Below are 12,137 nucleotides of genomic sequence, written 5' to 3' on the forward strand. Positions count from 1 at the left end.
CTGAAGAATAATTACAGTTTGCAAGGGCTTGCATTCACGAAAGTGACCGCGTTAATTGTAACTTACGGTGATAAATTATTATTGAAAATGCCCTGCGGCGAAGCAGCAGAAAACGGTTTGAAATAGCAGCAGTATTTTCCTGGCAACAGACGTTGTTTAAGGATCATCACCAGAAACTACGATTATCGACAAGCGTTTTGCAGAGCGCGATATCGGTTACATGATAATCGCGAAGCGTGTCCTGAGGGCAGGAATGGTAAGACAACGCCATGAATAAAAAAGGGATAATGCAATCAGCAATGAGACCAAGGAGAAAAGAAAAGGTAATGGTAAGAAGCACCCATTTTTCATAAGGGTCGGGAAGTGCTGTGTACTTCACGTCTTGACTAAATAAAATACGAATCATAGCTAATGCAACATATATGACTAAAGGAGTCGCGCCAATAAGTATACATGTTTTGTTGTAAGATATAATATCCCCTGCTTTAATTAAAGATAAAAAATCTGTCATTACTAAACCAAATAATAAAAAATCTATAAAAATAATGCAGAAAATCATAAAAATAATGACCATGATTCGTAACCATAAATTATGCATAAGCATCCTTAATATGAGTGGAAGTCAGGAGAGGGGAATTCGTAATTACAACTTTTTATATGATGAAGCGTATAATCCCGAACCTTTCCCTTTAGCTCGTTTGATAGCCCCAACTTGTCATCAAGTATGTTTAATCCAATATTGATACCTATGCCTATGGCAATTATAAAGCCGGTTGTAACAATTATAGGTAAACTCAACAACGCCAAAATACCTGCGACTAACCCAATCAAAACTCCCGACACCACAGCTTTTGCCATATCCATTGTGATATCGACCAGAAAATCAGTCAGGTTATAGTCAGACTTAAAAATGAGTTCGATAGCTCGCCAGGCCAGCGAAAAATAGATGCAATATCTGACTCCGTTGCGGATGTTGTGGTAAAGCCCCTGTTTACCGATGGCCATTTCCAGTATTTGCGGGTGATTAGCGCCGTAGCGAGTACCGGTAAGTATGCGCCGTAAGCCGGGGTATCCGGTAATTTTTATATAGGTTTTACCGCCCACTTTGTATTCAATGGCTTTGATTTTCAAAACATCAAAGTTAAACATCAACTCCTTAGCAGGGTTGTACCAGGTGGTGAGCTTTGTCAGACTGCGAAAGGCATCCAGCCCATCCTTTATATTGCCAGGCCCTGCCCGATATGAAAAAAAACGATCGACGCCACCCATCAAATCGTCGATAACTTGCTGCGCTTCTTCCAGGGTCAGCAGGAGAATGTGATGATGTTGGGTAATAAATGAACCATCCATAAAAGCCATATCACGCAGCGCAGGATTCATTGAATGCCAGCGGAAGTCTGATGAATCGCGTAGTGGATCTTCCCTGTAATGATCGGTGTTGTATAACGAAGAGGGTCGGTGACGCATACTATTCCCTTATATAAGCTGTCCAGATTCAGAAAAGACGGTCGTTCCAGAAACTGAAAGCGCTGGTGCTCGCTATACAGTGTTCCCAACTGATGGATTCATACGTAAAACAAACGCGTTCCTGTGCTTCGTTACCATTTTCAATAATATTATGTGGTACTATCATTTTGATGCTAGAAATATGCGCTTTGAATAACTTTATTTTATAATAAATCTCTTGATGCCCTTCCGGATTAACCCGATAGAGATGGATCTCACACTCAAGCGTTTCGTTATCATTTATAGCTTTGTTGAGTAACGGCGACGAACGGTCAACGGGCTTGATGATTTGCAATTCATGATGGCAAACATTTTGCTGGCGGGATGTTTCATGCTCAAGTGCGTAAATCATTATCTGATCAATATGACTGGCTTGAGATTTATTACCAATCGAATTCCGTGAGCCGCACCGGGCCGAGATATCACCCTGTAACTCTCCCTTTAGCGTAAGCCAGGATAAATGAGCCATATTATTTCCTTATAAAATATTTGCGTAAATAATATATTGAAATAAAGCTATTTAAGTGTGCGCGTGTTATTTCGGTAATTCAACTATTTTTATTATTGCATTCCAGTAATAATAAAAGACGTCGTAACACATTCTCATATATACCGGACAGGCGATTCATCCCCATTCACGGAAGTTGGTCTGGCCAGACCAAAATTTGGGTTAAAATAAGCAAGTGACGGTAAGCTGAACCGCAGGGAAAGATGCGCGAAAGTGGCCTCGATCACATTTTTGCGCTCATCCCCACTACTCCTCCCTGTCTAATCCCGGGTGGGATGAGGAAGGTCAACAATGAGCCAGGCAAACTAGCGATAACGTTGTTTTATTACCAAAGGACCCGGAATTCCTATGTCACAGCCTACCTTCAATCAAGAGCAATTTCAGGCTGCCCTGACGCGTCAGTGGCAGCGTTTCGGTTTACTGTCAGCTCACGAGATGACGTCCCGCCAGTGGTGGCAGGCGGTCAGCGGCGCGCTGGCGGAATTACTCAGCGCCCAACCTGTGGCGAAGCCGGTGAAAAACCAGCGCCATGTGAACTACATTTCAATGGAGTTTCTGATTGGACGCCTGACCGGTAATAACCTGTTGAATTTGGGTTGGTATGAAGGGGTGAGCGAGACGCTGAAAGCACACGGCGTTCACCTCACTGACCTGCTGGAAGAAGAGATTGACCCGGCGCTGGGCAACGGGGGGCTGGGCCGTCTGGCGGCCTGCTTCCTTGATTCCATGGCGACCGTCGGACAGTCTGCGACCGGCTATGGCCTCAACTACCAGTACGGGCTGTTCCGCCAGTCGTTTGCCGACGGTAAGCAAATGGAAGCGCCGGACGACTGGCATCGCGGTAGCTACCCGTGGTTCCGCCATAATGAAGCGCTTGACGTGCAGGTGGGGATCGGCGGGAAAGTAACGAAGGAAGGGCGCTGGGAGCCTGGCTTTACGATCACCGGGCAGGCGTGGGATCTGCCGGTACTGGGTTACCGTAACGGCGTAGCGCAACCGCTGCGTCTGTGGCAAGCCACCCATGCGCATCCGTTTAACCTGACCAAATTTAACGACGGCGATTTCCTGCGTGCCGAGCAACAGGGCATCGATGCTGACAAACTGACCAAAGTGCTCTACCCGAACGACAACCATACCGCAGGCAAAAAGCTGCGCCTGATGCAGCAATATTTCCAGTGCGCCTGCTCGGTGGCCGACATTCTGCGTCGCCATCATCTGGCGGGGCGTAAGCTGCACGAGCTGGCGGATTACGAAGTCATTCAACTGAACGACACCCATCCGACCATTGCGATCCCGGAACTGCTGCGTGTGCTGATTGACGAACATCAGATGAGCTGGGATGACGCCTGGGCGATCACCAGCCGCACCTTCGCCTACACCAACCACACCCTGATGCCGGAAGCGCTGGAGTGTTGGGATGAGAAGCTGGTAAAAGCGCTGCTGCCGCGTCATATGCAGATTATTAAAGAGATTAACACCCGCTTTAAAACGCTGGTCGATAAAACCTGGCCTGGCGACAAGCAGGTCTGGGCGAAGCTGGCGGTGGTGCATGACAAACAGGTGCGCATGGCGAACCTGTGCGTGGTCAGCGGCTTTGCGGTTAACGGCGTGGCGGCACTGCACTCCGATCTGGTGGTGAAAGATCTGTTCCCCGAATACCACCAGCTGTGGCCGAACAAATTCCACAATGTCACCAACGGTATTACCCCGCGCCGCTGGATCAAACAGTGCAACCCGCAGTTGGCGGCGCTGTTGGATAAGACGCTGAAAAAAGAGTGGGCCAACGATCTCGATCAGTTGATCAACCTTGAGAAGTACGCTGACGACGCGAAATTCCGTCAGACCTGGCGCGACATCAAACAGGCTAACAAAGTACGTCTGGCCGAGTTTGTAAAAGCGCGTACCGGTATTGCGATTAACCCGCAGGCGATTTTTGACATTCAGATTAAGCGCCTGCATGAGTACAAACGCCAGCATCTGAACCTGCTGCATATTGTGGCGCTGTATAAAGAGATCCGCGAAAACCCCCAGGCTGACCGTGTGCCGCGTGTGTTCCTGTTTGGCGCGAAGGCGGCGCCGGGCTACTACCTGGCGAAAAATATCATCTTCGCTATTAATAAAGTGGCGGACACCATCAACAACGATCCGAAGGTCGGCGATAAGCTGAAAGTGGTGTTCCTGCCGGACTACTGCGTGTCGGCGGCGGAAATGCTGATCCCGGCGGCGGATATCTCGGAGCAAATCTCCACGGCGGGTAAAGAAGCCTCCGGAACCGGCAATATGAAGCTGGCGCTGAACGGCGCGCTGACGGTCGGTACGCTGGACGGGGCGAATGTCGAAATCGCCGAGAAAGTTGGTGATGAAAACATCTTTATTTTTGGCCATACCGTGGAAGAAGTGAAAGCCCTGAAGGCGAAAGGCTACGACCCGGTGAAGTGGCGTAAGAAAGATAAGCTGCTGGATGCGGTGCTGAAAGAGCTGGAAAGCGGTAAGTACAGCGACGGCGACAAACACGCTTTCGATCCGATGCTGCACAGCATCGGCAAGCAGGGCGGCGACCCGTATCTGGTGATGGCCGATTTCGCCGCTTACGTAGAGGCGCAGAAGCAGGTGGATGTGCTGTACCGTGACCCGGAGGGTTGGACTCGCGCGGCGATCCTGAACTCTGCGCGCTGCGGCATGTTCAGCTCGGATCGTTCTATCCGTGATTATCAGACCCGTATCTGGCAGGCCAAACGCTAAGGGAGCGCGATGGAGAGCAAACGTCTTGATAATGCCGCGCTTGCGGCGGGGATCAGCCCCCATTACATCAATGCCCACGGCAAACCGCAGTCAATTGGCGCCGAAACCAAGCGGCGTTTGCTGGACGCAATGCACCGTATCCCCGACGCCGGGAAGGCGACGACGCCTGTGCCGGGCGTCAGGGTGTTTACCGCGGGCAAAAAAATGTCGCTCACCGTCGAAGGCAAAGGCGAGTTTAGCTGGCTGTTGACGACCGAACAGGGCGAGCCGTTCAAAGGCCATGCGACAGGCGGCAAAGCGTTCAACCTGCCGGCGAAGCTGCCGCCCGGTTATCACTCGCTGACGCTGACGCAAGGGGAGCAGCGCAGCCATTGCCGGATCATCGTCGCGCCGAAGCGCTGCTATGAACCGCAGGCATTACTGGACGGTAAAAAATTGTGGGGCGCGTGCGTGCAGCTTTATACGCTGCGCTCAGACAACAACTGGGGAATTGGCGATTTCGGCGATCTGAAAGCCATGCTGGTTGACGTCGCCAAACGCGGCGGGGCGTTTATTGGATTAAATCCGATTCACGCGCTTTATCCTGCCAGCCCTGAAAGCGCCAGCCCTTATAGCCCATCGTCACGCCGTTGGCTGAACGTGATTTATATTGACGTGAATGCGGTCGACGATTTCCGTCTGAGTGAAGAGGCGCAGGCATGGTGGCAAATGCCAACCACGCAGCAAACGTTGAAGCAGGCGCGGGAGGCCGAATGGGTCGATTATTCGACCGTCACCGCGCTTAAATTGGCGGCTCTGCGCATGGCGTGGAAACGCTTTGCCGTGCGTGATGATGAGCAGATGGCGGCGTTCCGCCATTTTGTGGCGCAGGAAGGTGAAAGCCTCTACTGGCAGGCGGCGTTTGATGCGTTGCATGCCGCACAGGTGAAAGAAGACGAACTGCGCTGGGGGTGGCCGGTCTGGCCGCAGGCGTATCAGTCGGTGGACTCACCGGCGGTCAAAGCCTTTTGTGACGAACACCGTGACGAAGTGGATTTTTATCTCTGGCTACAGTGGCTGGCGTACACCCAGTTTGCGGCGTGCTGGGAAACCAGCCAGGGCTATAGCATGCCGGTCGGCCTGTACCGTGATCTGGCGGTAGGCGTGGCGGAAGGCGGGGCGGAAACCTGGTGCGACCGCGAGCTGTATTGCCTGAAAGCGTCGGTTGGCGCGCCGCCGGATATTCTCGGTCCGCTTGGGCAAAACTGGGGGCTGCCGCCAATGGATCCGCATATTATGGCGGCGCGCGCTTACGAACCATTTATTGAGCTGCTGCGCGCCAATATGCAGAACTGTGGCGCGCTGCGTATCGACCACGTGATGTCGATGCTGCGTCTGTGGTGGATCCCGTATGGTGAAACCGCCGACCACGGCGCGTATGTTCATTATCCGGTCGACGATCTGCTGTCGATTCTGGCGCTTGAAAGCCACCGGCATCAGTGCATGGTGATTGGGGAAGATTTGGGTACGGTGCCGGTGGAGATTGTCGGCAAGCTGCGTGACAGCGGCGTGTACTCGTACAAAGTCCTCTACTTCGAGAACGATCATGAGAAGACCTACCGTGCGCCGAAAGCGTATCCGGAACAATCAATGGCTGTCGCGACGACGCATGACCTTCCTACGCTGCGAGGCTACTGGGAGAGCGGAGACCTGACGCTTGGTAAAACGTTGGGGCTGTATCCTGACGACGTTGTGCTGCGCGGCCTGTATCAGGACCGCGAGCTGGCGAAGCAGGGGCTGCTGGACGCTCTGCACAAGTATGGCTGTCTGCCTAAACGCGCCGGGCATAAGGCTTCGCTGATGGCGATGACGCCAACGCTGAATCGCGGCATGCAGCGATATATCGCCGACAGTAACAGCGCCCTGTTGGGTTTACAGCCGGAAGACTGGCTGGATATGGCGGAACCGGTGAACATTCCGGGCACCAGCTATCAGTACAAAAACTGGCGTCGTAAGCTGTCCGCCACGCTTGAAGCGATGTTTGCGGATGAAAAGGTGAATAAACTGATTAAGGATCTGGACAAGCGGCGACGCGCGGCCACGAAGAAGAGGTAAAACAAAACCCGTCGAAAGACGGGTTTTTACTGTCCTGATGATGTGCCGGATACGACGTTTCGTGTCGCCATCCGGCATAGAAAGCGATCAGACCACCATCCCCAGCAGCAGACAGCCAATCAGGCCACAGACTGAGATAATGGTTTCCAGCATCGACCAGGACTTAATGGTCTCGCCGATTGTCAGGTTGAAGTATTCTTTAAACAGCCAGAAGCCCGGATCGTTCACGTGAGAGAAAATCACGCTACCGGAGCCAACTGCAATCACCATTAGCTCAGGACTCACGCCGGTTGTGGCAATCAGCGGCGCGACAATCCCGCCAGCGGTAATTGCTGCAACGGTTGCAGAACCCAGCGCGATACGCAGAACGGCTGCGATAGACCACGCCATCAGGAGCGGGGAAATGTTGGTTTCATGCATCATTGACGCGATGTATTTGTCCACGCCGCTGTCAACCAGCACCTGTTTGAACGCACCGCCGCCGCCGATGATCAACAGCATCATGGCGATAATTTTGATCGAAGAAGTCAGGGTGTCGTTAATCTGATCCATCGAACGACCACGGTTCAGGCCGAAGGTGAACAGGGCGATCAGCACCGCAATCAGTGTCGCCATTACCGGGTCGCCAAAGAACTCCGCCACCGGCAGGAAGGCGTGGCCTTTCGGCAAGACCATTTCGGCAACGGCGCGCATCGCCATCAGCACAACCGGGACCAGCGAAGTCCAGACGCTGACGCCAAAGCTCGGCATCTCTTCTTCGCTAAAGGTTTTCGCGCTGTACAGACCTTCCGGGATCGGCTTATCGATGCCTTTCAGGCAGCGAGCAAATACCGGACCTGCCAGAATAACGGTCGGGATCGCGAGGATGGTACCGAACAGCAGCGTTTTACCCATATCCGCCTGGAAAATGGTGGCGATAGCGGTCGGGCCCGGGTGCGGCGGCAGAAAGCCGTGGGTGACGGACAGCGCAGCCGCCATAGGTACGCCGACGTACAGCAGCGGAATGTTGGCCGCAGCCGCAATCGTAAAGACCAGCGGCAGCATCAGCACAAAGCCCACTTCGTAGAACAGGGCGAAACCAACGGTAAAGCCGGTTAATACCACGGCCCACTGGATGTGCTGTTTACCAAATTTGGCAATCAGGGTGGTGGCGATACGCTGTGCGCCGCCGCAGTCCGCCAGCATTTTGCCCAGCATGGCGCCAAAGCCCATGATCAGGGCGAGGCTTCCCAGGGTACCGCCGACGCCCGCTTTGATCGAGCCGATAACTTTATCCAGCGGCATTCCTTGCATCAATCCAACAGCAAGCGCCACCAGGACGAGAGCGATGAAGCCGTTCATTTTGAAGCGGATCATCAGGAGTAATAGCAAGATTACACCGATAGCAACGATGACTAATGGCATGATTTACCTGGCCTTTCATTTTGTTATGGGTAACGTCAGTGTTTAGACGACAATTTCCGGTTGTCCCAACTGGGAACAGAGACGTAACGGCACCGTGACTGATTTCCTTCGAACTATTTAGTTTAGTCGGATGTTATGTGTGTGTTGGGTGCCCATGTGAATGATACGGGTAACATGTTGTGATTGAAAATCACCCCGGTAGGCAAAATTTAAATTATGCGAGGCAGGTCAAATTATTGGGGTAGCAGAAGGGCATTTTATGACGGATGAACAGCCGTATGTGCAAGACAGATACGCGTGAGCAGGCCCGGTAAGCGGTAGCCCACCGGGCAGAAGGGAGGCCGGACTTAGTAGTATGAGTGTTCGCCGCGCTGGTGTTCAGTCAGGTCGCGAACGCCTTTCAGTTCCGGGAATTCGTTCAGCAGTTGCTTTTCGATCCCTTCTTTCAGGGTGACGTCAACCATGGAGCACCCGTTACAGCCGCCGCCAAACTGCAGGATGGCGTAGCCTTCGTCGGTGATCTCCATCAGTGAAACGCGACCGCCGTGACCGGCAAGCTGCGGGTTAATCTGCGATTGCAGCATGTATTCAACGCGTTCCATCAGCGGCGCATCGTCAGCCACTTTACGCATTTTGGCGTTCGGCGCTTTCAGGGTTAACTGAGAACCTAACTGGTCGGTGACGAAATCGATTTCCGCATCTTCCAGGAACGGTGCGCTCAGTTCATCAACATACGCAGTCAGCAGATCAAATTTCAGGGCGGTGTCGGTTGCTTCCACGGCGTCCGGCGGACAATAAGAAACGCCACATTCAGCGTTAGGCGTACCGGGATTGATCACAAATACGCGGATTTGTGTCCCTTCTTCCTGATTTGCCAGCAGTTTGGCAAAGTGCGCTTGTGCAGCATCGGAAATACGGATCATAGTAATGGCCTAATAGTTGACTATTTTAGTTGGTTATAATACGCCCATCATCGAGGCTCTACAAGGTTCGACACAGGCACCATACCTGGACCGTCGCCGCGCCGTTGCGCAAAAGCAGCTTCGCGAGCTCCCCGACGGTACTGCCGGTAGTGACGACATCATCCACAACAACCATATGGAGTCCCTTTACCGGCAATTCAAGGCGAAAGGCGTTTTTCAGGTTGCGTTTACGCAGTCGGGCGCTGAGATGATGCTGGGGCGCGGTAGGACGTACGCGCGTGACGCAGCGATCGTCCCAGGGACAATTTAGCCAACGCGCCAGCGATCGGCACAGCAGTTCGCTTTGATTAAATCCTCTGCGCCAGTGGCGACGCGACCAGAGCGGAACGCTAATCAGCCTGTCTGGGCGGATGAATCCGCTCTGACGACGTGCCTGTAACACTGACAGCAACAGCAAACGCGCCAGCGCGGGGGCGATCTCCCCGCGTCGGGAAAACTTAAGCTGGTGAATAAGCGTACTTAACGGCGGCGTATAGTCATTTACCATAATCAGCCGCTGCCACGGCGGCGGTTTTTGCAGACAGCGGCCGCAGGGCAGGGTTGGATGCGCGCAAGGCAGCCCACAGCGCGGACAAAGCAAGACGCGATGGCCCGTCGCCCGCTGGCAGACGGAGCAAAGACCCCAACGGCTTAGCGCCAGCGGCATCCGACATAGCCAGCATAATCCCGGTACTGTTAGCATAGGTTCATCCTTGTAAGTGAAAAGAGAACAGTAACTGATGAATGACATTTGGTGGCAGACCCGCGGCGAGGGAAAGTGTCATCTTGTGCTGCTGCACGGATGGGGACTGAATGCGGAGGTGTGGCATTGCATTAGCGAGGAACTTAGCTCGCATTTCACGCTGCATCTGGTCGATCTCCCCGGTTTTGGGCGCAGTCAGGGGTTCGGTGCGATGTCGCTTGAGGAGATGGCGGTTCACGTACTGAAACAGGCGCCAGAGAACGCGATCTGGCTGGGCTGGAGTCTGGGAGGGCTGGTGGCAAGCCAGGTGGCGCTAACGCGTCCTGAACGTGTGCAGGCGCTGGTAACGGTAGCGTCCTCTCCCTGCTTTAGCGCTCGTGACGGCTGGCCGGGGATCAAGCCTGAAGTACTGGCGGGTTTCCAGCAGCAGCTAAGTGAGGATTTTCAGCGGACGGTTGAGCGTTTTCTGGCGCTGCAAACCATGGGCACGGCGTCGGCGCGCCAGGATGCCCGCGCGCTGAAGAAAACGGTGCTGGCGTTGCCCATGCCGCCGGTAGACGTGCTCAACGGCGGACTGGAGATCCTTAAAACGGTTGATCTGCGCGAACCGCTGAAAGCCGTGCAGGTGCCTTTCCTGCGCCTGTACGGTTACCTGGACGGTCTGGTGCCGCGTAAGATTGTGCCAGTGCTGGATGCGCTGTGGCCGCAGAGTGAATCGCAGATGTTTACGAAGGCGGCACATGCCCCGTTTATTTCTCATCCAGCGGCGTTTTGTGAAGCGCTGATTGCGTTGAAACAGTCACTGTAATGCCTGTTGCCAGGCCCGGCACTCGCGCACTCGCCGGGCAGGGTATCAGTGGCTTAATCGCATTACTTCAGCGGCTGACAGGCCGGTGATTCTTGACACCGTACGCCGATCGATTCCATCCGCCAGCATGGTGCGCGCAATGCGTTGCGCTTCTTCGCGTTTACCTAACCGTAAGCCTTTTTTTATGCCCTTTTTCAATCCATTTTCAAGGCCGCGTTGATGGCCTTCCTGGCGTAATCTTTCGGCAATCGTCATCATCCTCTCCTTGTGCTTGGGTAAACGTTCGGTCACCGCGTGAATAAACTCATCAAAGCGATCGGTGTCGCCGGAACGCAAGAGATAATTAAATAGCGCTTTAAGCTGTTTGTCATTAGCGTGTCCTTTAACAAGCAGCGTCGCCAGCTTTTCCACCAGCCCAAGCAGGTCACGGGTGCGAATATGCTTTTGTATCAGCTCAAGCAACGCCATTCGTCGATGCTGCATGATCTCGTCATCCGGTATGACGGTGATATCCACAAGGGGAAATGCAGTGGCATAAAGCTCTCTTGCCAGTGAGGGGTTATCAAATTCATCAAGCCAGCAAAGGGAAAATGGGTAGGGACTTTCCGTGCCGTGATAAAACAGCATCGGGACCACCAGTGGCAATTTTTTATGCCCCGCGTCCAGGTGCTGCTGCATCGCCGCGATGGCGTAACGCATCAGCCGAAACGCCATGTGAGCATCCGGCGTGCTTTGATGCTCAATAACAATGTAGATATAGGCGTCTCCTTCGCGGGTTTTAAGCGACCACAAGATATCGGAATAATAAGCCCGCAGTTGTTCCTCGATAAAGCTGCCCGATTCCAGCTTCAGCGTTTTCAAATCGCAGAGGTGTCGCACCGCTGCGGGCAGATGGAGTTTAAGGAAGTCCCGCGCGGTAGGGGGATGGCGGAGAAAGGTTTTGAAAATCGCATCATGCGGCGTTGAGGTCATTATGGTGTTCCGTCACGTAAATAGTCAGAGGACGGAAGCGTAAACGTCGGGGCTGTTGGCCGCACCCGGTAAAAGTTCATCCTGCGAAAGAGGACGAAGGAATCATCACGCGTGGTGAAAGCGGTTCATTTTCGCGGAACGGAGCACGCAAAAAACGACACGGGGGAGAAGGTATCGTTTTTAGCGCCGGGGGAGGGTTTAGCGCAATGTCCACCATTCGCGCAGGCAGGCTTTGCCTTCCGGACAGCTTTTACAGCTTCCCGAAAGGCAGCCGTCGGCTTCTTCCTGAATCCGCGCGGCTTTTCCCATCGTTTCCAGTTGATTCAGCATCGCGTCGATCATTGGCTGTGGCGTATGCAGCGTCTGGCTGATTTGCGCCGCCTCCATGCGCCCTCGCAGCGCCAGTAAATCGCGAACCTGAATCAGTGAAGCCACCGT

Annotated in this window: 11 protein-coding genes; 3 read left to right on the top strand and 8 right to left on the bottom strand. The window is 53.5% G+C overall.

Going from position 1 to position 12,137, the window contains the following annotated elements:
* Positions 1-166: 166 nt before the first annotated feature.
* Genes HVX72_RS01550 through HVX72_RS01560 form a run of 3 tightly spaced genes read right to left on the bottom strand, consistent with a single transcriptional unit; the run spans position 167 to position 1,975 of the window.
* Positions 167-598 (bottom strand): hypothetical protein, encoded by a 432-nt coding sequence (locus tag HVX72_RS01550; RefSeq protein ID WP_181822419.1) that lies wholly within the window; start codon positions 596-598, stop codon positions 167-169.
* 8 nt (positions 599-606) lie between these two features.
* Positions 607-1,467 (bottom strand): hypothetical protein, encoded by an 861-nt coding sequence (locus tag HVX72_RS01555; RefSeq protein WP_181822420.1) that lies wholly within the window; start codon positions 1,465-1,467, stop codon positions 607-609.
* Positions 1,468-1,495: 28 nt separating this feature from the next.
* Complete coding sequence (locus tag HVX72_RS01560; protein ID WP_042286423.1) at positions 1,496-1,975, bottom strand: Hcp family type VI secretion system effector; 480 nt, start codon at positions 1,973-1,975, stop codon at positions 1,496-1,498.
* A 387-nt stretch (positions 1,976-2,362) separates the two neighbouring features.
* Between HVX72_RS01560 and malP the strand changes: the two genes are divergently transcribed.
* Entirely contained in the window at positions 2,363-4,756 is a 2,394-nt protein-coding gene (malP, locus tag HVX72_RS01565) for a maltodextrin phosphorylase (protein ID WP_181822421.1), read from the top strand.
* A 9-nt stretch (positions 4,757-4,765) separates the two neighbouring features.
* The gene (gene malQ, locus HVX72_RS01570) at positions 4,766-6,850 is read left to right on the top strand and encodes a 4-alpha-glucanotransferase (RefSeq protein WP_181822422.1); all 2,085 of its coding nucleotides are present in this window, start codon (positions 4,766-4,768) and stop codon (positions 6,848-6,850) included.
* Positions 6,851-6,937: 87 nt separating this feature from the next.
* Here malQ and gntT read toward each other — a convergent pair whose 3' ends face one another.
* The 3 genes from gntT to gntX all read right to left on the bottom strand — a co-directional run bounded on the left by gntT (position 6,938) and on the right by gntX (position 9,919).
* Positions 6,938-8,254, bottom strand: coding sequence for a gluconate transporter (gene gntT, locus HVX72_RS01575; RefSeq protein ID WP_042286414.1), 1,317 nt, complete (start codon positions 8,252-8,254; stop codon positions 6,938-6,940).
* A gap of 347 nt (positions 8,255-8,601) precedes the next feature.
* Positions 8,602-9,177 (bottom strand): Fe-S biogenesis protein NfuA, encoded by a 576-nt coding sequence (nfuA, locus tag HVX72_RS01580; RefSeq protein WP_012908340.1) that lies wholly within the window; start codon positions 9,175-9,177, stop codon positions 8,602-8,604.
* A 58-nt stretch (positions 9,178-9,235) separates the two neighbouring features.
* Positions 9,236-9,919 carry a DNA utilization protein GntX gene (gene gntX, locus HVX72_RS01585; RefSeq protein WP_181822423.1) on the bottom strand — a complete coding sequence of 228 codons (684 nt, stop codon included), beginning with the start codon at positions 9,917-9,919 and terminating at the stop codon, positions 9,236-9,238.
* Positions 9,920-9,956: 37 nt separating this feature from the next.
* Here gntX and bioH point away from each other — a divergent pair, with 37 nt between their 5' ends.
* Positions 9,957-10,727: a pimeloyl-ACP methyl ester esterase BioH gene (gene bioH / locus HVX72_RS01590; RefSeq protein WP_060571177.1), complete on the top strand. Its 771-nt coding sequence runs from the start codon at positions 9,957-9,959 to the stop codon at positions 10,725-10,727.
* 45 nt (positions 10,728-10,772) lie between these two features.
* On the opposite strand, the gene HVX72_RS01595 is transcribed toward bioH, so the two are convergent.
* Both HVX72_RS01595 and feoC read right to left on the bottom strand, forming a co-directional pair.
* Positions 10,773-11,699, bottom strand: coding sequence for an Rpn family recombination-promoting nuclease/putative transposase (locus tag HVX72_RS01595; protein WP_181822424.1), 927 nt, complete (start codon positions 11,697-11,699; stop codon positions 10,773-10,775).
* A gap of 198 nt (positions 11,700-11,897) precedes the next feature.
* Entirely contained in the window at positions 11,898-12,134 is a 237-nt protein-coding gene (gene feoC, locus HVX72_RS01600; RefSeq protein WP_181822425.1) for a [Fe-S]-dependent transcriptional repressor FeoC, read from the bottom strand.
* Positions 12,135-12,137 lie beyond the last annotated feature (3 nt).

Origin of the sequence: Citrobacter sp. RHB21-C05 (assembly GCF_013889015.1) — a bacterium.
In the GTDB taxonomy this organism is placed as follows: Bacteria; Pseudomonadota; Gammaproteobacteria; order Enterobacterales; family Enterobacteriaceae; genus Citrobacter_A; species Citrobacter_A sedlakii.